The organism is Streptomyces xanthii, from assembly GCF_014621695.1.
Classification (GTDB): Bacteria; Actinomycetota; Actinomycetes; order Streptomycetales; family Streptomycetaceae; genus Streptomyces; species Streptomyces xanthii.
The window spans coordinates 3,566,706-3,590,663 of sequence record NZ_CP061281.1 but is presented as its reverse complement, the minus strand read 5'-3'; the positions used below and the strand labels follow the sequence as shown (position 1 = coordinate 3,590,663).

Genomic DNA, 23,958 nt, shown 5'->3' with positions numbered 1-23,958 from the left:
GTCGTCGCCCTCCGCCTCGACGACGGGGTGATCACCGGTCTGTACGCGGTGCGCAATCCGGAGAAGCTGGGGCGGCTGGAACGGGAGACGGCTGTGAGCCGGGAGGGCGCGTGACTCGGGTGGCGGCCTGCGGGAGCGTGGCTGCCTCGCCCACGGCGGCCAGGAGTTCGTAGGGCTCCTCCCGGTCGGCCTGGCCGACGGTGACGCCGAGCCAGCGGCCGGCGGTCGGGACGGACCACACGTGCAGGCTGCCCGCGAGATTGCGCAGGGAGGCCAGCGGCTCGGGCACGTCGTCGAGGTCCAGGGGCTCCTCGGGCTCGTCGGTGCCGTCGTAGATACCGAGGTAGGGGAACAGGTCGACCGTGCCGGGGGCGCCGTGGCGTCCGGTCAGTGCCGTGACGAGTGCGGTGAGGGCGGCCTCCAGTTCCTCCTCGGCCCGCGTGAACGCCTCCGGGCCGGGCGGGTCCCAGAAGTCCCGGCTCCGGTGGAGCACGGCGATGTGAAAGCCGGGCCCGCCCCATCCTCGCGGCGCCTCGGACGCGCGCTCGCTTTCCGGGTACGGGAGGGCGAGCAGGGTGTCGACGACCGACAACTGATCCTCGACGGGGCCCGCGGGTCGGCGCTGAATCGGCATGGCGGGAGTGTAGGACGGAGGCCGGAGCGGGAACCCGGAGCCGGGGCCCGGGGCAGGGGCCGGCGATGACATGGAACACTTCTGCAAGCGGCTGCTTGCAATTGTTAGCGAGGGTGGGCAGTATCGAAGCATGGCATCGCTCAACGTCGGAAGCCTCGGCGAATACCTGCGCGAGCAGCGGCGCACCGCGCAGCTGTCCCTGCGGCAGCTCGCCGATGCCGCCGGGGTGTCCAATCCGTATCTGAGCCAGATCGAGCGCGGGCTGCGCAAGCCGAGCGCGGAGGTGCTCCAGCAGGTCGCCAAGGCGCTGCGGATCTCCGCCGAGACGCTGTACGTGCGCGCGGGCATCCTCGACGCGGAGCGGGAGCGGGACGAGGTGGAGACGCGTGCGGTGATTCTCGCCGACCCCTCGCTCGACGAGCGTCAGAAGCAGGTCCTGCTGCAGATCTACGAGTCGTTCCGGAAGGAGAACGCGGCCGCGCGAGCGGAGCGTTCACCGCGGGACAGGGACGGATCGGACGGCGGGACGCACGACGACGGCACCGACGGCGATGCCGAGCCCTCAAGCAGCAGTTGATGTGATCCGGGAGGACCACCCCATGGCCATTAAGGACGACCTCCGCAAGACCTTCAGCGACCCGACCCCGCTGTACTTCGCCGCCGGCACCGCCGAGCTGGCGTTCCAGCAGGCCAAGAAGGTGCCGGGCCTCGTGGAGCAGCTGCGCGCCGAGGCGCCCGCCCGCTTCGAGGCCGTGCGCGGCACCGACCCCAAGGACGTGCAGGAGAAGGCCACGGCGCGCGCCAAGGAGGCGCAGGCCGTGCTGACCGCCAAGGTCGGCGAGTTCGTGGCCGTGCTCGACACCGATCTGAAGAAGCTCGGCGAGACGGCCCAGGAGTACGCGCTGCGCGGTGTCGGCTTCGCCGCCGAGGCCGCCGTCAAGGCGCGTGAGACGTACGAGAAGGTCGCCGAGCACGGCGAGGAGACCGTGAAGGCGTGGCGCGGCGAGGCCGCCGAGGAGATCAACGAGATCGCCGTGGCCGTCGAGCCGGACGCCGAGCCCGAGACCGTTCCCGGTCAGGCCGCCGCGCCGGCCGCCGAGAAGGACGCTCCGGCCGCCAGGCCCGCCGCGAAGAAGGCCCCGGCCGCCGCCCGGAAGGCGCCCGCGGCGAAGAAGGCCCCGGCGAAGAAGCCCGCCGCGAAGAAGGCCACGCCGCCCGCCGAGTGAGGGGCGCCGCGTGACGGGTACGTCGACGGGCCGGGCACCTTCGGGGTGCCCGGCCCGTTGTTACGGGTACGGTGACCCGCGTACGGGTCGTCTCGGAACTCTGGGTGGGTGAGCGTTGTGCTGATGTCGGCTTTCGGCAACGTGGTGTGGCTGCTCTACACCGCCATGCTCGTGCTCGCGGTCGTCGCCTTCGTGCTGGCCGCGGTGGCCCGGGAGGACGCGTACCGGGCCGCGAGCAAGCAGACGAAGCCGTTCTGGCTGATCATCCTGGGCATCGCGGTCGTGGTGAACCTGCTGGTGCCGATGCTGTTCCTGCAGCTCGCGGGCCTCGTGGCGTCGATCGTCTTCTTCGTGGACGTGCGCCCGGCCCTGAAGCAGGTCGGCGGAGGCGGTGGCGGCGGCTGGCGGCGCGGCGGCGGCTCCAGCAGCGACGGCCCGTACGGGCCGTACAACGGTCGGCGGTGACCTGACGCCTTCGGGCGGTGGTGACGTGAGGCCTCTTCCGGAGGCCGTGACGCCTCTTCGGGAGGGGTGATGACGACGACGGGCGCGCCGGATCGGCGCGCCCTTGTCCGTCACCGGGGCGTCATCGGACCGTCATCGGTCCAGCAGGAGCACCGCCACGTCGTCGGTCAGCTCGCCGCCGTTGAGGTCGCGGACCTCGTTCACGGCGGAGTCCAGGAGCTCCTCGCCCTGGAGGCCCGCCGCACGGCTGCGGCGGATCAGGTCGACCATGCCCTCCTGGCCGAGGCGGCGGTTGCCGTCACCGATCCGGCCCTCGATCAGGCCGTCCGTGTAGAGCATCAGGCTCCACGACGGGCCCAGCTCGACCTGCATGCGCGGCCAGCGGGCGCGCGGGAGCAGGCCCAGGGCGGGTCCACTGTTCTCGTACGGGAGCAGCGTCGCCTGGCGGCCGGGGCTCGCGATGAGCGGCGAGGGGTGGCCGGCCAGGCACAGGCCCGCGCGGCGGCCGTCCGGTGCGATGTCCACCGTGCACAGGGTCGCGAAGATCTCGTCGTTCTCCCGCTCGTGCTCCAGGACCTGCTGGAGCGTGGAGAGGAGCTCGTCGCCGCACAGTCCGGCGAAGGTCAGCGCGCGCCAGGCGATCCGCAGCTCGACGCCGAGCGCGGCCTCGTCGGGGCCGTGGCCGCAGACGTCGCCGATCATGGCGTGGACCGTGCCGTCGGGGGTGCGCACGACGTCGTAGAAGTCGCCGCCGAGCAGGGCCCGGGAGCGGCCGGGGCGGTAGCGCGCGGCGAACCGCAGCGGGGAGCCGTCGAGCAGCGGGGTCGGCAGCAGGCCGCGCTCCAGGCGGGCGTTCTCCTGGGCGCGCAGGCGCGACTCGGTGAGCTTGCGCTGGGCCACGTCGGCGCGCTTGCGCTCGACGGCGTAGCGCACGGCGCGGCCCAGGATGCGGGCGTCCAGCTCGTCGCGGAACAGGTAGTCCTGGGCGCCGACGCGCACCGCCTCGGCGCCGCGCTCGGCGTCGCCGGAGTCCGTCAGGGCCAGCACGGCCTGGCGCGGGGCGAGGCGCAGCACGTGCCGGAGGGTCTCCAGCTCGTCGGCGTCCTCGTCCTGGCGGGCCGTACGGGTGTCGGGCAGCGCGAGGTCGAGCACGATGCAGTTCACGTCGTCGGTGAGCAGCCGCTCGGCCTCGGTGAGGTTGCGGGCGGTGCGGACGCGGACCGGCTTTCCGGCGGCGTCCGGCATCTCGGGGATGCTCAGGGAGCCGGCCGGGTCGTCCTCGATGACCAGCAGCGTCAGGCCCGTGGCGGGTCCGGTCGCGGCCGATGCGTGAACGGTCGTGCTGTTGCTGTTGCTGCCGATGTTGCTGTCGTGGGCGGTCGTCGGCGCGGTCGGGTCCGCGGACGGTGTCGTAGGCGCAGCTTGAGCCTGACCACCTTCCGCGGCCGGGATCGCTCTCTGCCGCGGTACGGGTACGGGCATCGCTTCGGTTTCCTTCCCTCCCCCCGAGGGCGCGGTGGGACGAAGGTCCTCGGCCCACCAGACGGGGACCTTAGCGGTACCCGGCGGCTCAGCGGAATGGTGAGCCGCAAACGGCCAGTGTCATATGCCGCAAGGGGTAACGGAATTGGGCACGTTCTGGCCCTCCGGGCCTGTGTGGGGGATGACGAACATCACGCCACCCCACCGCAACCGCCCGTCCCCAAGTGCCCTGCGTCACGTGCGCTCCATCACGCCTACCGCCCGGTAGCCGGGGTGATGCCCCCTCACCTCACCTTCCGGCTACAGCGCCACCGCCGCAGGGGCCGACGCCGGCCGCCGGGTGCACCACCGCCGTGGCCGCTCGCGCAGTTCCCCGCGCCCCTGAAGGCCGCACTCCGTGCGCCCCCAGGGCCACGACGGAGCCGCTCCTCGGAACGAGAAGCACCCCGTGAGGGGCGCGGGGAACTGCGCGAGCGGCCACGACGGCGCGGCACCTGGCGATGATCCTGGACCGCTGCGGCGGTGGTGCTCTGCCCGAGGCCGGGCGAGTCGCGAGGCACCCCGGCAAGAGGCGCCGGGGAGGAAGGGCTCCGTGAGGGGCGCGGGGAACTGCGCGCTCGGCCACGACGACGCGGCACCCGGCGACGATCCTCGACCCCTACGGCGGCGCCGCTACCGGCAACCCAAAGGCGCACCCGGCGCCAAGGCACTGCCCGAGGCCGGCCGCCGGGCCGACGCCCCCGGAGGGGGCGGGTGGGTGGGAGCAGGGAGCGGGCCAATCGAGAGGCGCCGGGCTGAAGGCGAGACGGCCCGGGCTGAAGGCGAGGCGAGCCTGGGCTGGGGGATGAGGCGAGCCCGGGCTGAGGGTGAGAGGCGTCGGACGGGAGGCGAGGCGAGCCCGGGCATGAGGTGGGACGGCCTGGGCCGAAGGCGCGACGGCCCGGGCTGAAGGTGTGGGGTGTCGGGCCGGAGGCCGGGCGGCGCGAGAGGGGTCGAGGGGGCCGGGCCCGCGGGGCGTGAGGCTCCGTGGGAGAGGGCCCGGTCCGGGCGGAGCCCCTACGCGTCGGGCCGCACAACCCCCAATATGCCCATCGACCCCGCCCCGGCCACGGTCACCGACCGCCCGGGCCGCGGGGCATGGATGATCGCCCCGTCCCCGATGTACATGCCGACATGACTCGCGTCACCGTGGTAGATGATCAGGTCCCCGGGCCGCATGTCCTTCACGTCGATGTGCCGGAGCTGCTTCCACTGCTCCTGCGAGGTGCGGGGAATGGGCCGCCCCGCCGCGGCCCACGCCTGGGACGTCAGCCCCGAGCAGTCGTAGGACTTCGGCCCCTCGGCCCCCCACACGTACGGCTTGCCGAGCTGCGCGGTGGCGAACTCCACCGCCTTCTTGCCGGCCTTGGTGGCCCGGCCGCTGATCTCCTTGAGGACGCCGGAGGACAGCCAGGCCGTCTGGGCCTTCTGCTCGGCCTCCTCCTCCAGCTTGCGCAGCCGCTCCCGCTCCTTCTTCTCGAGCGTGCTCTCGATCTTCTGCGCGGCCTTGATCTGCTTCTCGATGCGCTTCTTCGCGGAGGCCTTCTTCTTGCGGCCCTCCTCCAGCTGCTTCCACTTCGCGGAGGCGTCCTTCGCGTACCCCGCGAGGTCGTCCTGCGTCTTGGTCAGCTGGGACATCAGGTTCTTGGTGGCCTGCTGGCCCTGGTAGACCCGCCCCGCGTTGTCGAGGAACTGCTGGGGGTCGCCGGAGAGCAGGAACTGGGCCTCGCGCGGGACGCCGCCCGTGCGGTACTGCTCCCGGGCCGCCGCCCCCGCGTGCCCCTTGAGACGGTCGAGCTTGCGCTGGCCGGCCGCGATCTTCTGGGCGAGCTTCACGATGGCGACGGACTGGTCGTCGGCCTTCTCCTCCGCCGCGTTGTACTCGTCGGTGGCCAGCGCGGCGTCGTGGTACAGCTTGTCGAGCTTCTTGCGGACCGCTTCGAGGTCCGTGCCCGCACCGGCCGCGGGTGCCGAGGGGGCCGAGGCCGAAGGGGAGGCCGGGGGAGCGGGTGCCGCGTAGGCCGCGCCCGGCGCCGTCAGCACGGTCAGGGCGCACACCACCGCCACGGCCGCCATCGTCGTCGTGCTCCGCTTGCTCATCCGCCCCGCCCCCGCAGTAGCCGAAACCTGATTTACCGTCAGTAACATGCGCGTGCTTCGGGGATGGTGCCACGTCCGCGCCAAATCCGACAGACCCCACACGCCCTGACAGACCCACACGCTCCGGCAGCCCCCCACGCTGTGACGAACGGACCGCCGAGATCGTTCCCCACCCGGCGCGTTCAGCCCGACGGGCGCTCACGCGGCGCCAACGCACCCCAGGTCACGGTGACTTCGCCCTGCCTCCAGCGCCCCGGACGGTCCGTCACCGGCCAGTCCGCCGCGAGGTCCCGCACCGCCCGGATCCACCGCTGGCGCGCCCCGTACGAGGCGTAGGGCGCGGCCGCCGCCCAGGCCCGGTCGAAGTCCCGCAGGAACGCGTGCACCGGCTCGCCTGGCACATTGCGGTGGATCAGCGCCTTGGGCAGCCGCTCGGCCAGGTCGGACGGGGTGTGCAGCGAGCCGAGCCGGGTCGCGAACGTCACCGTGCGCGGACCCTCGGGCCCGAGCGCCACCCACACGTGCCGCCGCCCGATCTCGTCGCAGGTCCCCTCCACGAGCAGCCCGTCCGGCGCGAGCCGCCCGCACAGCCGCGCCCAGACCTCGGCGACCTGCTCCTCGTCGTACTGGCGCAGCACGTTCGCGGCCCGGATCAGCGTCGGCGGCGACGGGAGCGGCAGCTCGAAACCGCCGTGCCGGAAGCTGAGCCCCTCGCGCTCGTACGGCTTGGCGGCCGCGACCCGCGCCGGTTCGATCTCGATGCCCACCACGCGTGCGCGGGGCGCCGCGGCGCGCAGCCGGCCGAGCAGTTCGACGGCGGTCCAGGGCGCCGCCCCGTAGCCGAGGTCGACCGCCACCGGATCGGCGGCGCGGCGCAGCGCGGCGCCGTGCGTCGCCGCGATCCAGCGATCCATACGGCGCAACCGGTTCGGGTTCGTCGTGCCCCGCGTCACCGTTCCCACGGGGCGGGAGGGGGTGCGCGGGCTCATGGCTACGAGGGTATGCGCTGCCCCGGGCGGCCCGGGGCCCGAGCTCCGGGTTCGCGCAGGTGGGAGCCCTGCGGGGGCACAGGGTTGAGCCTCGTACGGTAATGATTGGGCAAAGTGGAAATGGAGGCGGGGGCTCCGGCGTTGCCGCCCATGAAAGAGGGCGCGCGCCCTCTTTGCGCCGTGCCCGCAGTACGCCCGATCTAGGAGGGCCCGCCACGTGAGCCAGTACGTGACCAGGTTCCGCCGTTCCGGCGCGGCGCAGGGCCGCCTGCGCTTCCCCGGTTCCCCGCGCAGGCCGCGGCGCGTCGCCATGCTCAGCGTGCACACCTCCCCGCTCCACCAGCCCGGCACGGGCGACGCGGGCGGCATGAACGTCTACATCGTGGAGCTGGCCAAGCGGCTCGCCGCGATCAACATCGAGGTCGAGATCTTCACCCGCGCCACGACGGGCGCGCTGCCCCCGCAGGTCGAGCTCGCCCCCGGCGTCCTCGTGCGGCACGTCGACGCGGGCCCCTACGAGGGCCTCGCCAAGGAAGAGCTGCCCGCGCAGCTGTGCGCCTTCACGCACGGTGTGATGCAGGCCTGGGCCGGCCACCGGCACGGCCACTACGACCTCGTCCACTCCCACTACTGGCTCTCCGGGCACGTCGGCTGGCTGGCCGCCGAGCGCTGGGGCGTCCCGCTCGTGCACACCATGCACACCATGGCCAAGGTCAAGAACGCGGCGCTCGCCGACGGCGACACCCCCGAGCCGGCCGCCCGCGTCATCGGCGAGACCCAGATCGTGCGCGCCGCCGACCGCCTCATCGCGAACACCGCGGAGGAGGCCGACGAGCTGGTCCGGCACTACGAGGCCGACCCCGGCAAGGTCGCCGTCGTGCACCCCGGCGTGAACCTGGAGCGCTTCACGCCCGGCGACGGCCGCGCCGCCGCCCGCGCCCGCCTCGGCCTGCCGCAGGACGCGCTCATACCCCTGTTCGCCGGCCGCATCCAGCCGCTCAAGGCGCCCGACATCCTCCTCAAGGCCGTCGCCGTCCTGCTCGACGAGCGGCCCGAGCTGCGCTCGCGGATCCTCGTTCCCGTGGTCGGCGGCCCCAGCGGCAGCGGCCTCGCCAAGCCCGCCGCCCTGCAGAAGCTCGCCGCCCGGCTCGGTATCGCCGACGTCGTGCGCTTCCACCCGCCGGTCGGCCAGGACCAGCTCGCCGACTGGTTCCGCGCCGCGTCCCTGCTGGTCATGCCGTCCTACAGCGAGTCCTTCGGGCTCGTCGCCATCGAGGCGCAGGCGGCCGGCACCCCCGTCCTCGCCGCCTCCGTCGGCGGCCTGCCCGTCGCCGTCCGCGACGAGACCACCGGTTTCCTGGTCGACGGCCACGAACCGGCCCGCTACGCGCGCGTGCTCCGCGAGTTCGCCGACCATCCCCACCTGGTGGACAGCATGGGCGACGCCGCCGCCCGGCACGCCCGCTCCTTCGGCTGGGACACCTCGGCGTCCGCCACGGCCGACGTCTACACCGCGGCCCTGCACGATCACCGCCGTCACGTACTCTCGCTGCATGGCTGAGCACCCCGACGCTGCACAGGACCCGACGCAGGACCCGGCCCAGATCATCGAGTCCACGCTCAAGGACGCGGAACTGGAGTGGGAGCGCCCCGAGCCGGGCTCCTACGTGGTCAAACTGCCCGGCACCCGCAAGCTCTCCACGACGCTCTCGCTGCGCCTGGGCCGCCACAGCCTGTCCCTCAACGCGTTCGTGATCCGCCACCCGGACGAGAACGAGGCGGGCGTCCACCGCTGGCTCCTGGAGCGCAACCTCCGCCTGTACGGCGTGAGTTACGCCGTCGACCCGCTCGGTGACATCTACCTCACCGGCAAGCTCCCGCTCGCCGCCGTCACCCCGGACGAGCTGGACCGTCTCCTCGGCTCGGTCCTGGAGGCCGCCGACGGCTCCTTCAACACGCTGCTCGAACTCGGCTTCGCGAGCGCGATCCGCCGCGAGTACGAGTGGCGCGTCTCGCGCGGCGAGTCCACGCGGAACCTGGACGCGTTCACCCATCTGACTCAGCGTCCCGCCAAGTAGCGCCTCTTTTCCGTCCGTTGCCCCCCTTCCGCAGCGGAGGGTCTGGTGGCATGCTCCCGCTCGGCACTCATATGAACACTGTTCATGTATCTGTACGCCGACGAAGGGTGGCAGCGGTGCGGGACTTCAGCAGACGCGGTGTGCTGGGCGGGGCGATCGCGGTCGCGGCGACCGCCGTCACCGGAACCGGTGCGGCGGCCGCCGGCCGTGGGCAGAGCGGGGGCCGGGTGCCGGACCTCTGGCACGAGTTCGTCCGGGACCCGCAGCACCACCCGCAGATCCCCTATGTCGGCCGCGCCGGATACCGCGCGGGCCGCCGCACCTTCGACCGGCCGGGCCGCGTCCTGCGCGCCGAGGACTTCGGCGCCGTCGCCGACGGCACGACCGACAGCGCCCCCGCGATCAACCGGGCGCTGGCCGCCGCCGGAGCGGCCGGCGGCGCCACCGTGCTGCTCGGCGCCGGCACGTACCGGATCGACGACCTGATCCACGTCGGCCACGACGACGTCGTCCTCAAAGGCGCCGGCTCCACGAGCACCACCCTCTACGCCACCCGCCACCTCACCGAACTGATCGGCGCCTACGGCTCCCGCTACGGCGGCACCAAATCTTCCTGGTCCTGGGCGGGCGGCCTGATCTGGCTCTGCCCCGAGGCCCGCTTCCGCGGCCTCACCGACGCGATCCGCGCGAAGAACTGGCCGTTCGAGGGCTGGACCGGAAACGCGCGCGACGAGTGGGAGACCCTGACGACGGTCGCCGCCGCCCCGCGCGGCTCGTGGACGATCACCGTCGCGGACCCCTCCGCGCTCGGCGCCGGAGACCTCGTCCTGCTCCGCCTCGCCGACGACGCCGGCCACACGCTCCTGGAGCACATGGCGGGCGGCGGCCCCGGCCCCGAGGCCTACACCTGGGACGACAAGACCAAGCTCACCTCGTACGTCCCCTACGAATGGCCCGTGCGGATCACCTCCGTGCGCGGCGACCGCGTCACCCTGGAACGCCCGCTCCCGCTCGACGTCCGCCCCGAGTGGGACCCGCGCCTCACCACCCACGTGCGGGCACTGACCGGCGCCGGGGTCGAGGGCCTCACCCTGGAGGCCGTCGAGACACCGCAGGCGCCGCACCTCCTCGACAAGGGCTACAACGGCGTCGCCCTCCAGTGCACGTACGACTGCTTCGTCGACGACGTCACCGTCCACAACGTCGACAACGGCTTCGGGCTCGTCGCCGCCTCCGCCTCGACCCTGCGCCGCACGGCCGTGGGCGGGCGCGGCGAGCACCATCCGTACTTCTGCCGCGAGGGCTCGCACGACAACCTCGTCGAGGACTTCACGATCCGGCAGCGCACCGTCCCCGCCCCCGCCGGCACCCAGCTGCACGGCATCAACGTGGAGGGCCTGTCCTCGCACAACGTCTGGTCGCGCGGACGGATGGAGATGGGCACCTTCGACTCGCACCGCGGCATGCCGTTCGGGAACGTCCGCACCGACATCACGGTGAACAACAACGGCGCGCACGGCGGCGACGCCTCCGCGGGCCCGCTCTTCGGCGCGCGCTTCGCCCACTGGAACATCCGCGTCACCAACGAGCGCGCGGGCCTCATGAAGATCGACGGGCTCGCCCCGTGGAGCGCGACCGTCGGGATCAACACGGTCCGCGAGTTCGGCCAGACCGACGTGCCCGACTTCGCGGGCGACCTGCACACGCGCCTGGAGCTGTACGGGACGGCGGACGTGGTGCGGCCGCGCAATCTGTACGACGCCCAGCGCGAGCTGTGACGCCGCGGCTCAGCCCAGCGCGACCATCCTGACGACGGTCACGGTGAGCACGGAACCGGAGACGTAGTAGAGGACTATCGCGCCGCCGATCGTGGCCTCGCGCCGGTCCCGTTCCCCCGCGACCGAGCTGGAGCCGTGGCCGTACGGGTCGTGGGCGAGGGTGCGGGACATCTCCGCGCGGAAGGCGTCCGCGTCGGCCATCTTGGCGAGGGTGTCGTCGGCGGGCGGGGCGTACGCGATGCGGCAGGGGCTGCGCCTGCGGCGACGGCTCAAGCCGGCCCCCGCCTCTCCGCCTCGTCGCGCGCGAGCCGGGCCAGGATCGCGTCGGCCTCCGGGTCCGGCACGGCCTCCAGCATCCAGTGCCGCATCACGGCGTGGATCTCGTCGACGCCCGCCGCGTTGATCGCCCGGTCGAACTCCGTGCGGCGCTCCGGGTCGAGGGCCGCGCGGATCGCCGGAATGCTGTTCGGGACGTCCACCTCGATGCCGCCGACGAGCGTTCTGGGCGGTTCGTCCGTTCTCGGCGCTTCGGTCCTCGGTGCTTCGGGCATGTACGGTCCCGTACCCCTCTGTACGGTCCCGTACCCGCCCCCGCGCGGTCTTCCCAAGTGCCGGGTCAGGCCGGGGCGTTCTCCGCGGCGGGCGCCGCGACGGCCGGAGTCGCCGGCACCGGGTCCGCGGCGGGCTCGTCCGGGAGCCGGCCGGGCAGCCCGCGCATCAGGACCCAGTAGCCGAACGCGGTGACCGTGCCGAGCACCGCGCAGCCGCCCCACAGCCAGCCGGCCCCCGCCGAGTCGAGCACCCAGCCGCCCGCGAGCGGGGCGACCAGCGCGGCGGCCGACCACGACGTCGTGTAGACGCCCTGGTAGCGGCCGCGGCCCTCGGCGGGCGCGAGCCGGGCCACGAGCCCGGACTGGGTCGGCGCGTTCACCATCTCGCCGAGCGTCCACACGACGACGGTCAGCGCGTACGCGGCCAGCGAGCCGGCGAAGGCGGTCAGCGCGAATCCGTAGCCGATGAGGAGCGAGGAGACGGTGAGCAGGCGGCCCGGGTCGCGGCGCTCGATGAACCGGGTCAGCGGAATCTGCAGGGCGACGATCACCACCCCGTTCACGGCGGCGACCAGGCCCACGTCCGAGCTGCTGAACCCGTTCTCCCCCATCACGATCGGCAGGCCCACCGAGGACTGCGTGAAGATCACGGCGACGAGGAAGGACAGACCGACCATCAGCATGAAACGGCCGTCGCGCAGCACGGTGCCCATCGTGACGGGCGCGGGCCCGGCCTCACCGGCCGCGCGGACGGTCTGCTCGGGGCGCGACTCCTTCACCTTCACGAACACGACCAGCGCGCAGGCCAGCGTCATGCCCGCCTCGACGAGGAAGCCGAGCGTGTAACTCTGGGCGACGAGGAAACCGGCGTACACGGAGGAGACCGCGAACCCGAGGTTGATCGCCCAGTAGTTGAGGGAGAAGGCCCGCACCCGGTCCTTCGGGGGCACGATGTCGGCCATCATCGCCTGGATCGCGGGCCGCGACGCGTTCGAGGCGAGGCCCAGCGCGAAGCCCGTGACGGCGATCCCGGCCGGGTCCCGCACGAAGGCGAGCACGGCGACCGTCGCGGCCGTCGCGAGCTGCGCCGTGAGCAGGGTCGGCCGGCGCCCGAGCCGGTCCGCGAGCACCCCGCCGAGCACCGAGGCGATGACCCCGCCGAGCCCGATCAGCGACGCGACCAGACCCGCGTACGCCGCCGAGAATCCGCGCTGGGCGGTCAGGTACAGGGCGAGGAACGTGAGGACGAAGGCACCGAGGCGGTTGACCAAGGTGCTGGTCCACAGCCACCAGAACTCCCTCGGCAGCCCGGACACGGACTCCCGTGTGGCACGTCTGAGCGCGGCGACGGACATGGGTGCATCCCCCGGGGTGTGGGTAAGTGGCGAGATCGGTCTCCGTAACTTACGACCGGGGTCCCGGAAGCGGCCACTGAATTGACGGCTACCGTCAATCGGCGGCTCGAATCCCGGTCGATTAGGCTCGGGCCCATGGCCGACGCACCGTACAAGCTGATCCTCCTCCGCCACGGCGAGAGCGAATGGAACGCGAAGAACCTGTTCACCGGTTGGGTGGACGTCAACCTCACCGAGAAGGGCGAGAAGGAGGCGGTCCGCGGCGGTGAGCTGCTCAAGGACGCCGGCCTGCTCCCCGACGTGCTGCACACCTCTCTCCAGAAGCGCGCGATCCGCACCGCGCAGCTGGCCCTCGAGGCCGCCGACCGCCACTGGATCCCGGTCCACCGCAGCTGGCGTCTGAACGAGCGCCACTACGGCGCCCTCCAGGGCAAGGACAAGGCGCAGACCCTGGCCGAGTTCGGCGAGGAGCAGTTCATGCTCTGGCGCCGCTCGTACGACACCCCGCCGCCGGCCCTGGACCGCGACGACAAGTACTCCCAGTTCGACGACCCGCGCTACGCGGCCCTCCCGCCGGAGCTGCGCCCGCAGACGGAGTGCCTCAAGGACGTCGTCGTCCGCATGCTCCCGTACTGGTTCGACGGCATCGTCCCCGACCTCCTCGCGGGCAAGACGGTCCTGGTCGCGGCCCACGGCAACTCGCTGCGCGCCCTGGTCAAGCACCTCGACGGCATCTCCGACGCGGACATCGCGGGCCTGAACATCCCGACCGGCATCCCGCTCTCGTACGAGCTGGACGCCGACTTCAAGCCCCTGAACCCGGGCGGCACCTACCTCGACCCCGACGCGGCCGCCGCGGCGATCGAGGCGGTCAAGAACCAGGGCAAGAAGTAAGCAGCCCGAGAAGTGAGCGGGCCCCCGCCGGACCACCGGCGGGGGCCCGCCGTGTTCTGGTCGCCACCCTCTACTCGGACTGCTACCAGGTGCGGGAACTCCGGCTGCGGCCCGAGGCCGTCGTCAGCCGGGCAGGGCGAGAAGCATGACGTCGTACCGGTCCGCGCCCGGACCGAAGGGGCCGGACTCGCCCACCTTGCGATACCCCCAGGAGCGGTAGGCCGCGGCGGCCGGTTCGGCGGAGCCGTGCACGTTCAGGAGGACCCGCTCGGCCGTGATGCCGGTCAGCAGGGTGTCGTGGAGCCGGCGGGCGATGCCCCGGCCCCGCCAAGGGGCGCGGACCGCGAGCTCCATCAGCCCGAACGTGCGGCGGCCGTCCTCGCGGCGTAGCGACGCGGGGACCGGCTCGGCCAGTTCGTCCCACCAGGGGGTGTCCGGTGGGACGGCGTGGCCGAATGCCATGCCGACCGGTTCACCTCCGGGCGCGGTGGCCAGGGCGGCCAGGAATCCGGGGCGGGCGGTCTGGTCGGGGAAGCGGGCGGCGGCGGACGCGATGCCTTCGGCGGGCTCGTCGTACGGAGGCTCCGCGAAGACCTCGGCGTACACGGCGAGGAAGGCGGACGCGGAACGGGCCGCGCCGGGGCCGGACAGCGGCTGCACAGTGACGGTCGCCGGCGCGGTCATGCCGGGCCCCGGAGCAGCGGGGCCAGCAGGAGCGCCGGGTCCGTGCCGGACGGCAGACCGGAGACCTGGGCGTCGCCCAGTTCCACCAGGCGCCAGGTGCCGTCGTCGGTGCGGCGGGCCAGGTCGGTCGTGACGAAGCGGCACGGGAGCGCGGCGACCAGGGGGCGCAGGGCGTCCAGTGGGGGAGCGGGGCGGAGGTCCGGGGTGTCGGGGTGCGGGGTGGTGAGGAGGGGTGCGCCGTCCAGCCACCAGACGCGGGCCTCGCCGACGGCGTGGTCGAAGGGTTCGAAGGCACGGAGCACGACGCCGCCCGTCAAGTCGTCGCCCTGGAGCTCGACGAAGCGGCTCACCACCCGGTGCACGGCCTCCGTGTCGGCGAGGTCGGGCAGGTGGCAGGCCTCGTCCCACTCGTGCTTGCGGGACTTCACGTAGTCCTTGACCAGCCCCGCGCCGGAGGGGAGCGCCGCGGTGAGCGAGGCGAGCGCGGCGAGGGCCGGGGGCTCGTGCGGGGCGCAGGGGGCGTACGTGGTGGGCGGGGTCAGACCGGTGAACGCGGCGTACCAGCCCGGGAGTTCGTGCGCCGTGCGGTACATCGGCGGGGTCGTGAGCAGTCGGGTCCCGCGGGCGGCCAGCACCGTCGCGAGGGACGCGTAGGCCGGCGCCGGGATCATCCAGCCGCGGTACCAGGCGGGCCCCAGATCACGCGGCACACGGCGTACGGCCTCCTCGGCGCGGCCCGCGAGCAGCGCGTCGTGGTCCACCAGACCGACCACCGCCCCGGCCTCCCGGGCGGCCGCGGCCTCCCCCGCGAAGTGCGGGTCACAGGCGACCGGACGCAGCGGGTCGGCACACAGCAGAAGCGCGCAGGAGACGGACACCGGGTCACCGTAGACCGTGGGAGGCCGCCCGCGCCGGTGGGTTTCCGGGGAGCCGGGCGCGGAACAGCCCCCGGCTCGCCGGTTCGCTCGGACGCGGCGGGTGGGGGCCTGTGGTGGGTGGATGCGGTTACTTGTTCCAGCCGCCGGGCGCGTGGCCCGCCGGGTTCTGGTTCTCGGTGTCCTGCGTGAGGTTGTCGTTCTGGCAGCTGGGCTGCTGGCCGCCCGGCTGGTGGCCGGCCGGGTTGCTGCAGGAGGTGTCGACCGGGTGGATCGTGGCGTTCGCGATACCGGCGCTGCCCAGGCCGAGGGCGAGGGAAGCGGCTCCTGCCGCGAGCGCGGCTCCGATCCGTTTCGTCGTGGTTCTGGTCATGGCGAGACCTCGCAGACCGGACATTTGTCCTGATCTCACACTTGTTCTGTGCACCGCATTTTGTCAAGCAAACCCCTACAAAATGGGATGAGTTGACGAAGCCGTGCACGCGTACGGCGACCTGACCGGCCCGTACCGTGCCCACCCGCGCACGGACGGGCCGGCGCACACGTGAGGGGCGGCCCCGCGCCGGGGCCGCCCCTCACCGGGTCGTGGCTACCCGCAGCAGCCGCCGCACTGGCACGGCGCGCCCGACTGGCAGCCGCAACCGCAGCCCGAGCCGCAGCCGCAGGCGCCGAGGACGGGCAGGAACACCACCTCGCGCGGCGCCTCCTGCGGGGAGTCGGTCGTCGTGACGGGGGAATCGGCCATGGGGTCCCTCCTCCAAGGCGTGGGTCGCCTTCCTCCCCATTGCATGCCCACCCCGGTACGGCGCATCAACGGCGCACGGGGTTACGCGACGCGCCCCGCCCCACCCCGTGCGCCCCGCACTCGGCTACGCGCCCTCGACCGAGGACTCCGCCTGCTGCAGCTCGTCCGCGTGCTCGCCCGTCACCAGGTACACGACCCGCTTGGCCACCGACACCGCGTGGTCCGCGAACCGCTCGTAGTAGCGGCCGAGCAGCGTCACGTCCACGGCCGTCTCGATGCCGTGCTTCCACTTCTCGTCCATCAGGTGCTGGAAGAGCGTGCGGTGCAGCAGGTCCATCTCGTCGTCGTCCTGCTCCAGCTGCATCGCCAGATCGACGTCCTTCGTGATGATCACCTCGGCCGCCTTCGCCATCAGGCGCTGCGCCAGCTGACCCATCTCCAGGATCGTCGCGTGCAGGTCGTGCGGAACGGCACGGTCCGGGAACCGCAGCCGGGCCAGCTTCGCCACGTGCTGGGCCAGGTCGCCGCTGCGCTCCAGATCCGCGCTCATCCGCAGCGAGGTCACGACGATCCGCAGATCCGTCGCGACCGGCTGCTGGCGGGCGAGCAGCGCTATGGCCCGCGCCTCCAGCTCGTGCTGCAGGTCGTCCACCTTCTGGTCGGCGGCGATCACGGTCTCGGCGAGCTTGAGGTCGGCGTCGAGCATGGCCGTGGTGGCGCGCCCGATCGCCGACCCGACAAGGCGGGCCATCTCGACCAGTCCCTCGCCGATCGAGTCAAGTTCCTCGTGGTACGCGTCACGCATACGAACGTCCCTCTCATCTGTCCGTGGGGCCGGGGCAGCCCCACGCTCCCACGTTCGGCCCAGTACGCGTCCGGATCCGGCACCACAAGTGAATCAGCCCCGTACCCAAGGTGAACTCTGGGCGACGAGTGTTCGAGCTGCCACCCGGACGGCTGTGGGACACCCGCTGACCGCGCATAACCTGAATGCATGGACGTGAACGCGGCGGTCGCCGCAGCGGCAGCGATCGCCGGGGTGTGCACCGGTGTCATCGCCATGCTGGCGTTCCGCTGGAGCGAACGCGACCAGAAACGCCCCACCCGCACCTCCCTGCACACGGACCCGGTCCTTCCGCCCGGCGTCGACACGGTCCTGTCCGTGCTCCGCTCCTCCGCCGTCGTCCTCGACGAGGCGGACAGCGTGGTGAAGGCCAGCTCCGCCGCCTACGCCCTCGGCCTCGTACGCGGCGGCAAGCTCGCCGTCGAACCGATGCTGCAGATGGCCCGCGACACCCGGCGCGACGGAGAGATACGCCAGGTCGAGCTGGACCTCCCGCGCCGCGGCACCGGCCGGGGCGACGCCCTCGCCGTGTCCGCCCGCGTGGCCCCGCTCGGCTCCCGGCTCGTCCTGCTCCTCGTGGAGGACCTCACCGAGGCCCGGCGTATCGAAGCCGTACGCCGCGACTTCGTCGCCAACGTGAGCCACGAGCTGAAGACCCCGGTCGGCGCCCTCTCCCTCCTGTCCGAGGCCGTCATGGACGCCTCCGACGACCCCGAGGCCGTCGAGCGCTTCGCCGGCCGCATGCAGATCGAGGCCACCCGCCTCACCAGCCTCGTCCAGGAGCTCATCGACCTCTCCCGGGTGCAGAACGACGACCCGCTGGAGGACGCCGAGCCGGTCCGCGTCGACGAACTCGTCGCCGAGGCCATGGACCGCTGCCGCCAGCCCGCCGCCAGCAAGCAGATCACCATGGCGGCCGGCGGCACCGCCGACCTCAACGTGTGGGGCAACCGCGGCCAGCTCGCCGCCGCCCTCGGCAACCTCGTCGAGAACGCGGTCAACTACTCGCCCGCCCGCACCCGCGTGGGGATAGCCGCTCGCCGGGTCACCGCACCCGGCGGAGACCTCATCGAGCTCGCCGTCACCGACCAGGGCATCGGCATCTCCGACAAGGACAAGGAGCGCATCTTCGAGCGCTTCTACCGCGTCGACCCCGCCCGCTCCCGCGCCACCGGCGGCACCGGCCTCGGCCTCGCCATCGTCAAGCACGTGGCCGCCTCGCACGGCGGGGAGGTCACCGTGTGGAGCTCCGAGGGACAGGGCTCCACGTTCACGCTGCGCCTGCCCGAGGCCGCCGCGACCTCTCCCAGTTCCCGCAAGACCACCGCCTCAGGCCCCGGAAACGTACGCGACGAAGACGACGCACACGGGCCCGACAGCACCACCGCATACGCATCCACCCCTGCCCCGGAGGTCCTTCCGTGACCCGAGTGCTCGTCGTAGAGGACGAGGAGTCCTTCTCCGACGCCCTGTCCTACATGCTCCGCAAGGAGGGCTTCGAGGTCGCCATCGCGGCCACCGGCCCCGACGGCCTGGACGAGTTCGAGCGCAACGGCGCCGACCTCGTGCTGCTCGACCTGATGCTGCCCGGCCTGCCCGGCACCGAGGTCTGCCGCCAGCTGCGCGGACGCTCGAACGTGCCGGTCATCATGGTGACCGCCAAGGACAGCGAGATCGACAAGGTCGTCGGCCTGGAGATAGGAGCCGACGACTACGTGACCAAGCCCTTCTCCTCGCGAGAACTGGTGGCCCGCATCCGGGCCGTCCTGCGCCGCCGCGGGGAGCCGGAGGAGGTCGCGCCGCAGGCCCTGGAGGCCGGGCCCGTCCGCATGGATGTCGACCGCCACGTCGTCACCGTCTCCGGTTCCAAGGTCGACCTCCCGCTCAAGGAGTTCGACCTCCTGGAGATGCTCCTGCGCAACGCGGGCCGCGTGCTGACCCGCATGCAGCTCATCGACCGGGTCTGGGGCGCGGACTACGTCGGCGACACCAAGACCCTGGACGTCCACGTGAAGCGCCTGCGCGCCAAGATCGAGCCCGACCCCGGCGCGCCCCGCTACCTCGTGACCGTGCGCGGCCTGGGCTACAAGTTCGAGCCGTAGGCCGGACCTCCTCGCACCAACGCCCGGAGGGCGGCCTTCCCACGTCGGGGAAGGCCGCCCTCCGGGCGTTGTGCGTACGGGCGCGCGCTCAGTGACCGGCGGCCGGGCTCTCGCTCTCCGAGCCCGCGGGGGAGCCGGACGCCGACTGGGACGGAGTGGCCTCGCCGGACGGCGACTGCGACTGCTTGCCGGCCGGGGAGGAGGCGGGCGCGGACGGCGTCGCCGGGATCTCGCTCGGGCCCCACTTCTCGAAGTAGGACTCGGCCGGCACCACGAACGCCTTGAGCTTCACGTCACCGGCGCCGCTGAAGCGGAAGGTGATGGCCTGCGCGTTGCCGTCCAGGACCGCGGTGCGGCTGTTGGGCAGCTCGGCGGTGGCGTTGCCCTCGCCGCCGAGGACGACGGAGCCGCCGGCCGGGACGGTGATCTTCGAGCCGCCCTTGGCGCCCGTCAGCTTCGCGGTCTTGCCGACGCCGTCGACGGTGATCGCGTCGAGGGTCTGCGCCGTCTTGCCGTTGTTGAAGAGCGTGGCGGCGACGACGGCCGGGCCCTGCGACTTCAGGTCGGGCTGCGTGATGACGGTCGCGTTCTGGACCTTGATGTCACCGACCGTGACCGCGGCGTTGTCGGGCTTGACCTGGAGCGTCTGAGCGTTGTTGCCGGCGCCGCACGCGGCGAGCGAGGCGATCGAGAACGCGATGGCGGCGGCGGCGAGGGCGCCGCGTCGAAGGCTGCTGCTCACGGCGGCGGCAACTCCTTGAACGTGGGCGGACGGGGTGGTGCGGGCGGCGCCGTGCCTCGGGTGAGACAGGGAGGTAAAGCCGCCCTAAGGGTCTGTCAGCGGCCTTAGGTTACCGAGCCGCCCGGCGCCCGCCGCACCCGACCCGCCCCTACGTCGCCCCGGACCCCTCCCGGCCCCGGCGGAACACCCCGTGTTCCCCGCACGCCGCACCGTCACCAATGGCATCAGCCGGCATCAGGACATCCCCCGTTCACCATTCGCATATCCGCAGTCCAGAGGCCCGCGCGGATTTCCCGCAATGAATGCGCACCGGTCAGGAAAAACGATCACCCGGTCCGGTGAATCCAGGTGATCAATTCCGGATTCGGCTCGAACGGACCTCATGGGCCGCGAACGGAGTAGCGGAAGATCGACGCTTCGAAGCGTGCAAAATGGGACGTACGACACATGGACGGCCTGTTCGGCGGCCCGTGACGGGCGTGTTTCGGCTCCGCCGGACAGTGGCTCCCACCTGCGAATACCGCCCTCCGGAGCCCCTCCGCAGCACGTTCCGGTTGTGGTTGTCAAGCCCCGAGATATGCCCTGACCTGCGAAAACGCCATTCAGAACCCGCAGTTTCCGTGTTACCCTGGATAGCCACGGAAGGGGTACCTGTCACATGACGTTCAAGGTTGGCGACACCGTGGTCTATCCCCATCACGGGGCCGCGCTGATCGAGGCTATCGAAACTCGTCAGATCAAAGGCGTGGACAAGACCTACTTGGTGCTGAAGGTCGCCCAGGGCGACCTGACGGTACGTGTGCCAGCGGACAATGCGGAGTTCGTCGGCGTGCGTGATGTGGTCGGTCAGGACGGTCTCGACCGGGTCTTCGAGGTGCTGCGCGCGCCGTACGCCGAGGAGCCCACGAACTGGTCGCGCCGTTACAAGGCAAACCTGGAGAAGCTCGCCTCCGGCGATGTCATCAAGGTCGCGGAGGTTGTGCGTGACCTGTGGCGTCGGGAGCGTGAGCGCGGTCTGTCCGCGGGTGAGAAGCGCATGCTCGCCAAGGCTCGCCAGATCCTGGTGAGCGAGCTCGCGCTCGCGGAGAACACGAACGAGGACAAGGCCGAGGCCCTGCTCGACGAGGTCCTGGCGTCCTGACGCGCGCCGTAGCCGCGTAGCGAAAACATGCCGTGGTGCCCGATGACCCTGATGGTGTCGCCGGGCGCTGCGGCATGTTTCGTACCCGAAACACCCCCCGCATCCCCACACCGCCGACCTCGGCGTCCTGGCGTGCCGGGCCCGGGCAGCTGGCTCGACCAGTGTCACGGAAGGGTCCGGTCAAGGCGTCGCGCCCGGCACGATGTGGCCATACCCACCACCCCCGAGCGTACAAACCTGAACGGAAGCGATGTCTGACGAAACGCGTCCCGTCGCCGGTGGCGCACGTACCGCGGCCGTGATCCCGGCCGCCGGCCGGGGCGTCCGCCTCGGCCCGGGCGCCCCCAAGGCGCTCCGCGCGCTCAACGGCACCCCGATGCTCATCCACGCCGTCCGCGCCATGGCCGCCTCCCGCGCCGTCTCCCTCGTCGTGGTCGTCGCACCGCCCGAGGGTGCGGCCGAGGTGAAGAGCCTCCTCGCCGACCACGCCCTCCCCGAGCGCACGGACTTCCTCGTCGTGCCCGGCGGCGACACCCGCCAGGAGTCCGTGAAGCTCGGCCTCGACGCGCTGCCGGACGGCATCGACATCGTGCTCGTGCACGACGCCGCCCGCCCGCTCGTCCCCGTCGACACCGTCGACGCGGTCATCGAGGCGGTGCGCGACGGCGCCCCGGCCGTCGTGCCGGCGCTGCCCCTCGCCGACACGGTCAAGGAGGTCGTCCCCTCCACCGACGGCTCGCCCGAGCCCGTCGTCGCCACGCCCGCCCGGGCCCGGCTGCGCGCCGTGCAGACGCCGCAGGGCTTCGACCACGCCACCCTCGTCCGCGCCCACGAGACCGTCACCGACGACGTCACCGACGACGCGAGCATGGTCGAGAAGCTCGGCGCGCAGGTCGTCCTCGTGCCCGGCCACGAAGAGGCGTTCAAGGTGACCCGGCCCCTCGACCTCGTCCTCGCCGAGGCCGTGCTCGCCCGCAGGAGGGCCAACGATGGCTTCTGAGCCGCTCGACCGGGTGCTCCTGCCGCAGGTCGGCATCGGAACCGACATCCACGCCTTCGAAGAGGGCCGCGAACTGTGGTGCGCCGGCCTGAAGTGGGAAGGGGAGGGACCCGGGCTCGCCGGGCACTCCGACGCCGACGTCGTCGCGCACGCGGCGTGCAACGCGCTGTTCTCCGCCGCCGGGCTCGGCGACCTGGGGCAGCACTTCGGCACGTCCCGTCCCGAGTGGGCCGGGGCGTCCGGACTCACGCTGCTCACGGAGGCGGCGCGGATCGTCCGTGACGCGGGATTCGTCATCGGCAACGTCGCGGTGCAGGTCGTCGGGCCCCGGCCCAAGATCGGCAAACGTCGGGCCGAGGCGGAGTCGATCCTCTCCGGTGCGGTGGGGGCTCCGGTCGCTGTCTCCGGCGCGACCACGGACGGTCTCGGCTTTCCCGGCCGGGGCGAGGGCCTGATGGCCGTGGCAACGGCCCTGGTGGCGCGGTCCCCGAAGGGGTGACTCTCGCTCGTCGCGGTCCGCGGCTCTCGTCGTGGCTGGTCGCGCAGTTCCCCGCGCCCCTGAAATGCAGACCCTCCGGGTCGCATTTCTCCGATCAAGGTGCGGGGAGCCTTTCATCTGGGGAAGGCGCGGCGAAGCCGCATGCCTTCCAGGGGCGCGGGGAACTGCGCGACCAGCCCCCACCGGGCCCGCGGCCGCGCGACAGCGACACCCGGCAGACGGGAGCGATACCCGCCAACCCCCGGAGGGACCTGGCACTGGTGCCGGACCACTACCCTGGAGGGGTGACGATTCGCCTGTACGACACCAGCGCCCGGCAGATCCGCGATTTCACCCCGCTCACGCCGGGCTGTGTCTCGATCTACCTGTGTGGCGCCACGGTGCAGGCCGCACCCCATATCGGGCACATCCGTTCCGGTCTGAATTTCGACATCATGCGCCGCTGGTTCACGTACCGCGGTTACGACGTGACGTTCGTGCGGAACGTGACGGACATCGACGACAAGATCATCCGTAAGGCGGCGGAGCAGAACCGGCCGTGGTGGTCGATCGGCTACGAGAACGAGCGGGCATTCAACGACGCCTACGACGCGCTGGGCTGCCTGCCGCCCACCTACGAGCCCCGCGCCACCGGGCACGTGCCGGAGATGGTCGAGATGATGCGCGGTCTGATCGAGCGCGGTCACGCCTACGAGGCCGACGGCAGCGTCTACTTCGACGTGCGCTCCTTCCCCGGTTATCTGGAGCTGTCCAACCAGGACCTGGACGATCTGCGTCAGCCCGACGAGGGGGTCTCGGGCAAGCGGGATCCGCGGGACTTCGCGATGTGGAAGGCGACGAAGCCGGGCGAGCCGGACTGGGAGACGCCGTGGGGGCGGGGGCGTCCGGGCTGGCACCTGGAGTGCTCGGCGATGGCCCACAAGTACCTGGGGTCCGCGTTCGACATCCACGGCGGCGGCATCGACCTGATCTTCCCGCACCACGAGAACGAGATCGCGCAGGCCAAGGCCTTCGGTGACGAGTTCGCCAGGTACTGGGTCCACAACTCGTGGGTCACGATGTCGGGCGAGAAGATGTCGAAGTCGCTGGGCAACTCCGTCCTCGTCGGTGAGATGGTCAAGCACTGGCGGCCGATCGTGCTGCGCTACTACCTGGGCACTCCGCACTACCGCTCGACGATCGAGTACAGCGAGGAGGCCCTGCGCGAGGCCGAGTCCGCGTTCGCGCGGATCGAGGGCTTCGTCCAGCGGGTGACCGAGCTGGCCGGGGGGACGGTCGCCGCGGCGGACGAGGTGCCGCCGGCGTTCGCGGAGGCGATGGACGACGACCTGGGCGTGCCCGGCGCGCTCGCCGTCGTGCACACCGCGGTGCGGCAGGGCAACAGTGCGCTGGCGGCCGACGACAAGGAAGCCGCCGTCGCCCGCCTGGCCGAGGTACGGGCCATGCTCGGTGTCCTGGGCCTGGACCCCCTCGACGCGCAGTGGGCGGGGGAGGGTGACCGGACCGAGGATCTGCACGGGGTCGTCGACACGCTCGTGCGGCTCGTGCTGGACCAGCGGGAGTCGGCGCGGGCCCGTAAGGACTGGGCGACCGCCGACGCGATCCGCGACCGGCTCGGCCAGTCCGGCCTCGTCATCGAGGACAGCCCGAGCGGACCCCGCTGGACCCTCGGCACCCGCTGAGAACCAGGTGAATGTGCCGCCCGGGCGATCGGGCGGCACACTTCATAGACGTA

At 72.3% G+C, this 23,958-nt stretch carries 26 protein-coding genes; 13 read left to right on the top strand and 13 right to left on the bottom strand.

Annotated elements, in window-relative coordinates; genetic code table 11:
* Nucleotides 1-31: 31 nt before the first annotated feature.
* On the bottom strand, nt 32-634 hold the full coding sequence (locus IAG42_RS38570; RefSeq protein WP_188337710.1) for a hypothetical protein: 603 nt from the start codon (nt 632-634) through the stop codon (nt 32-34).
* A gap of 130 nt (nt 635-764) precedes the next feature.
* Here IAG42_RS38570 and IAG42_RS16260 point away from each other — a divergent pair, with 130 nt between their 5' ends.
* The 3 genes from IAG42_RS16260 (at nt 765) to IAG42_RS16250 (ending at nt 2,325) form a co-directional block, all read left to right on the top strand.
* The gene (locus tag IAG42_RS16260; RefSeq protein WP_223206026.1) at nt 765-1,211 is read left to right on the top strand and encodes a helix-turn-helix domain-containing protein; all 447 of its coding nucleotides are present in this window, start codon (nt 765-767) and stop codon (nt 1,209-1,211) included.
* Nucleotides 1,212-1,233: 22 nt separating this feature from the next.
* A complete protein-coding gene (locus tag IAG42_RS16255) occupies nt 1,234-1,860 on the top strand; it encodes a hypothetical protein (RefSeq protein WP_188337709.1) in 627 nt (208 codons plus the stop codon).
* A 117-nt stretch (nt 1,861-1,977) separates the two neighbouring features.
* Nucleotides 1,978-2,325, top strand: a complete 348-nt coding sequence (locus IAG42_RS16250; RefSeq protein WP_188341426.1) for a DUF2516 family protein — start codon at nt 1,978-1,980, stop codon at nt 2,323-2,325.
* A 132-nt stretch (nt 2,326-2,457) separates the two neighbouring features.
* On the opposite strand, the gene IAG42_RS16245 is transcribed toward IAG42_RS16250, so the two are convergent.
* The 3 genes from IAG42_RS16245 to IAG42_RS16235 form a co-directional block, all read right to left on the bottom strand.
* Nucleotides 2,458-3,807, bottom strand: a complete 1,350-nt coding sequence (locus tag IAG42_RS16245; RefSeq protein WP_188337708.1) for a PP2C family protein-serine/threonine phosphatase — start codon at nt 3,805-3,807, stop codon at nt 2,458-2,460.
* 1,056 nt (nt 3,808-4,863) lie between these two features.
* A complete protein-coding gene (locus IAG42_RS16240) occupies nt 4,864-5,946 on the bottom strand; it encodes a C40 family peptidase (protein WP_188337707.1) in 1,083 nt (360 codons plus the stop codon).
* A 182-nt stretch (nt 5,947-6,128) separates the two neighbouring features.
* Nucleotides 6,129-6,935 (bottom strand): class I SAM-dependent methyltransferase, encoded by an 807-nt coding sequence (locus tag IAG42_RS16235; protein WP_188337706.1) that lies wholly within the window; start codon nt 6,933-6,935, stop codon nt 6,129-6,131.
* Between the two features lie 217 nt (nt 6,936-7,152).
* Between IAG42_RS16235 and mshA the strand changes: the two genes are divergently transcribed.
* The 3 genes from mshA (at nt 7,153) to IAG42_RS16220 (ending at nt 10,791) form a co-directional block, all read left to right on the top strand.
* On the top strand, nt 7,153-8,496 hold the full coding sequence (mshA, locus tag IAG42_RS16230) for a D-inositol-3-phosphate glycosyltransferase (protein WP_188337705.1): 1,344 nt from the start codon (nt 7,153-7,155) through the stop codon (nt 8,494-8,496).
* A complete protein-coding gene (locus IAG42_RS16225) occupies nt 8,489-9,013 on the top strand; it encodes a type III secretion system chaperone family protein (protein WP_188337704.1) in 525 nt (174 codons plus the stop codon). The genes mshA and IAG42_RS16225 overlap by 8 nt, the downstream gene beginning before the upstream one ends.
* Before the next feature lie 71 nt (nt 9,014-9,084).
* On the top strand, nt 9,085-10,791 hold the full coding sequence (locus IAG42_RS16220) for a glycosyl hydrolase family 28-related protein (RefSeq protein ID WP_188341424.1): 1,707 nt from the start codon (nt 9,085-9,087) through the stop codon (nt 10,789-10,791).
* A 9-nt stretch (nt 10,792-10,800) separates the two neighbouring features.
* On the opposite strand, the gene IAG42_RS16215 is transcribed toward IAG42_RS16220, so the two are convergent.
* The 3 genes from IAG42_RS16215 to IAG42_RS16205 all read right to left on the bottom strand — a co-directional run bounded on the left by IAG42_RS16215 (nt 10,801) and on the right by IAG42_RS16205 (nt 12,697).
* Complete coding sequence (locus IAG42_RS16215; RefSeq protein WP_188341425.1) at nt 10,801-10,992, bottom strand: hypothetical protein; 192 nt, start codon at nt 10,990-10,992, stop codon at nt 10,801-10,803.
* Between the two features lie 68 nt (nt 10,993-11,060).
* Nucleotides 11,061-11,342, bottom strand: coding sequence for a hypothetical protein (locus IAG42_RS16210; RefSeq protein WP_188337703.1), 282 nt, complete (start codon nt 11,340-11,342; stop codon nt 11,061-11,063).
* Between the two features lie 65 nt (nt 11,343-11,407).
* Nucleotides 11,408-12,697 carry an MDR family MFS transporter gene (locus tag IAG42_RS16205; protein ID WP_188337702.1) on the bottom strand — a complete coding sequence of 430 codons (1,290 nt, stop codon included), beginning with the start codon at nt 12,695-12,697 and terminating at the stop codon, nt 11,408-11,410.
* A gap of 135 nt (nt 12,698-12,832) precedes the next feature.
* On the opposite strand from IAG42_RS16205, the gene IAG42_RS16200 reads away from it, so the two are divergent.
* Entirely contained in the window at nt 12,833-13,591 is a 759-nt protein-coding gene (locus IAG42_RS16200) for a phosphoglyceromutase (protein ID WP_188337701.1), read from the top strand.
* Between the two features lie 123 nt (nt 13,592-13,714).
* On the opposite strand, the gene IAG42_RS16195 is transcribed toward IAG42_RS16200, so the two are convergent.
* The 5 genes from IAG42_RS16195 to phoU all read right to left on the bottom strand — a co-directional run bounded on the left by IAG42_RS16195 (nt 13,715) and on the right by phoU (nt 16,700).
* A complete protein-coding gene (locus IAG42_RS16195; protein WP_188337700.1) occupies nt 13,715-14,275 on the bottom strand; it encodes a GNAT family N-acetyltransferase in 561 nt (186 codons plus the stop codon).
* On the bottom strand, nt 14,272-15,153 hold the full coding sequence (locus IAG42_RS16190; protein WP_188337699.1) for an ATP-grasp domain-containing protein: 882 nt from the start codon (nt 15,151-15,153) through the stop codon (nt 14,272-14,274). The genes IAG42_RS16195 and IAG42_RS16190 overlap by 4 nt, the downstream gene beginning before the upstream one ends.
* Before the next feature lie 127 nt (nt 15,154-15,280).
* Nucleotides 15,281-15,523: a hypothetical protein gene (locus tag IAG42_RS16185; RefSeq protein WP_188337698.1), complete on the bottom strand. Its 243-nt coding sequence runs from the start codon at nt 15,521-15,523 to the stop codon at nt 15,281-15,283.
* Between the two features lie 216 nt (nt 15,524-15,739).
* Nucleotides 15,740-15,895, bottom strand: a complete 156-nt coding sequence (locus IAG42_RS16180; protein ID WP_188337697.1) for a hypothetical protein — start codon at nt 15,893-15,895, stop codon at nt 15,740-15,742.
* Nucleotides 15,896-16,019: 124 nt separating this feature from the next.
* Complete coding sequence (gene phoU / locus IAG42_RS16175) at nt 16,020-16,700, bottom strand: phosphate signaling complex protein PhoU (RefSeq protein ID WP_188337696.1); 681 nt, start codon at nt 16,698-16,700, stop codon at nt 16,020-16,022.
* Between the two features lie 189 nt (nt 16,701-16,889).
* Between phoU and IAG42_RS16170 the strand changes: the two genes are divergently transcribed.
* Both IAG42_RS16170 and IAG42_RS16165 read left to right on the top strand, forming a co-directional pair.
* Nucleotides 16,890-18,164 carry a sensor histidine kinase gene (locus IAG42_RS16170; RefSeq protein WP_188337695.1) on the top strand — a complete coding sequence of 425 codons (1,275 nt, stop codon included), beginning with the start codon at nt 16,890-16,892 and terminating at the stop codon, nt 18,162-18,164.
* The gene (locus IAG42_RS16165; RefSeq protein ID WP_018527980.1) at nt 18,161-18,841 is read left to right on the top strand and encodes a response regulator transcription factor; all 681 of its coding nucleotides are present in this window, start codon (nt 18,161-18,163) and stop codon (nt 18,839-18,841) included. Before IAG42_RS16170 ends, IAG42_RS16165 begins: the two co-directional genes overlap by 4 nt.
* A gap of 88 nt (nt 18,842-18,929) precedes the next feature.
* On the opposite strand, the gene IAG42_RS16160 is transcribed toward IAG42_RS16165, so the two are convergent.
* Nucleotides 18,930-19,583, bottom strand: a complete 654-nt coding sequence (locus tag IAG42_RS16160; RefSeq protein WP_188337694.1) for a copper chaperone PCu(A)C — start codon at nt 19,581-19,583, stop codon at nt 18,930-18,932.
* Between the two features lie 658 nt (nt 19,584-20,241).
* Here IAG42_RS16160 and IAG42_RS16155 point away from each other — a divergent pair.
* The 4 genes from IAG42_RS16155 to cysS all read left to right on the top strand — a co-directional run bounded on the left by IAG42_RS16155 (nt 20,242) and on the right by cysS (nt 23,905).
* On the top strand, nt 20,242-20,724 hold the full coding sequence (locus IAG42_RS16155) for a CarD family transcriptional regulator (RefSeq protein WP_003953493.1): 483 nt from the start codon (nt 20,242-20,244) through the stop codon (nt 20,722-20,724).
* A gap of 250 nt (nt 20,725-20,974) precedes the next feature.
* Nucleotides 20,975-21,724, top strand: a complete 750-nt coding sequence (ispD, locus tag IAG42_RS16150) for a 2-C-methyl-D-erythritol 4-phosphate cytidylyltransferase (protein WP_188337693.1) — start codon at nt 20,975-20,977, stop codon at nt 21,722-21,724.
* A complete protein-coding gene (ispF, locus tag IAG42_RS16145) occupies nt 21,714-22,223 on the top strand; it encodes a 2-C-methyl-D-erythritol 2,4-cyclodiphosphate synthase (protein WP_188337692.1) in 510 nt (169 codons plus the stop codon). Before ispD ends, ispF begins: the two co-directional genes overlap by 11 nt.
* A 284-nt stretch (nt 22,224-22,507) precedes the next feature.
* A complete protein-coding gene (gene cysS, locus IAG42_RS16140) occupies nt 22,508-23,905 on the top strand; it encodes a cysteine--tRNA ligase (RefSeq protein ID WP_188337691.1) in 1,398 nt (465 codons plus the stop codon).
* Nucleotides 23,906-23,958 lie beyond the last annotated feature (53 nt).

Coding starts and splice junctions, on each gene's coding strand:
- IAG42_RS16200 (WP_188337701.1), top strand. CDS start 12,833: ATGGCCGACGCACCGTACAAGCTGATCCTCCTCCGCCACGGCGAGAGC.
- IAG42_RS16170 (WP_188337695.1), top strand. CDS start 16,890: ATGGACGTGAACGCGGCGGTCGCCGCAGCGGCAGCGATCGCCGGGGTG.
- IAG42_RS16215 (WP_188341425.1), bottom strand. CDS start 10,992: ATGGCCGACGCGGACGCCTTCCGCGCGGAGATGTCCCGCACCCTCGCC.
- IAG42_RS16255 (WP_188337709.1), top strand. CDS start 1,234: ATGGCCATTAAGGACGACCTCCGCAAGACCTTCAGCGACCCGACCCCG.
- ispD (WP_188337693.1), top strand. CDS start 20,975: ATGTCTGACGAAACGCGTCCCGTCGCCGGTGGCGCACGTACCGCGGCC.
- IAG42_RS16245 (WP_188337708.1), bottom strand. CDS start 3,807: ATGCCCGTACCCGTACCGCGGCAGAGAGCGATCCCGGCCGCGGAAGGT.
- ispF (WP_188337692.1), top strand. CDS start 21,714: ATGGCTTCTGAGCCGCTCGACCGGGTGCTCCTGCCGCAGGTCGGCATC.
- IAG42_RS16225 (WP_188337704.1), top strand. CDS start 8,489: ATGGCTGAGCACCCCGACGCTGCACAGGACCCGACGCAGGACCCGGCC.
- IAG42_RS16210 (WP_188337703.1), bottom strand. CDS start 11,342: ATGCCCGAAGCACCGAGGACCGAAGCGCCGAGAACGGACGAACCGCCC.
- IAG42_RS16235 (WP_188337706.1), bottom strand. CDS start 6,935: ATGAGCCCGCGCACCCCCTCCCGCCCCGTGGGAACGGTGACGCGGGGC.
- IAG42_RS16220 (WP_188341424.1), top strand. CDS start 9,085: ATGAACACTGTTCATGTATCTGTACGCCGACGAAGGGTGGCAGCGGTG.
- IAG42_RS16180 (WP_188337697.1), bottom strand. CDS start 15,895: ATGGCCGATTCCCCCGTCACGACGACCGACTCCCCGCAGGAGGCGCCG.
- phoU (WP_188337696.1), bottom strand. CDS start 16,700: ATGCGTGACGCGTACCACGAGGAACTTGACTCGATCGGCGAGGGACTG.
- IAG42_RS16205 (WP_188337702.1), bottom strand. CDS start 12,697: ATGTCCGTCGCCGCGCTCAGACGTGCCACACGGGAGTCCGTGTCCGGG.
- IAG42_RS16155 (WP_003953493.1), top strand. CDS start 20,242: ATGACGTTCAAGGTTGGCGACACCGTGGTCTATCCCCATCACGGGGCC.
- IAG42_RS16240 (WP_188337707.1), bottom strand. CDS start 5,946: ATGAGCAAGCGGAGCACGACGACGATGGCGGCCGTGGCGGTGGTGTGC.
- IAG42_RS38570 (WP_188337710.1), bottom strand. CDS start 634: ATGCCGATTCAGCGCCGACCCGCGGGCCCCGTCGAGGATCAGTTGTCG.
- IAG42_RS16195 (WP_188337700.1), bottom strand. CDS start 14,275: ATGACCGCGCCGGCGACCGTCACTGTGCAGCCGCTGTCCGGCCCCGGC.
- IAG42_RS16260 (WP_223206026.1), top strand. CDS start 765: ATGGCATCGCTCAACGTCGGAAGCCTCGGCGAATACCTGCGCGAGCAG.
- IAG42_RS16185 (WP_188337698.1), bottom strand. CDS start 15,523: ATGACCAGAACCACGACGAAACGGATCGGAGCCGCGCTCGCGGCAGGA.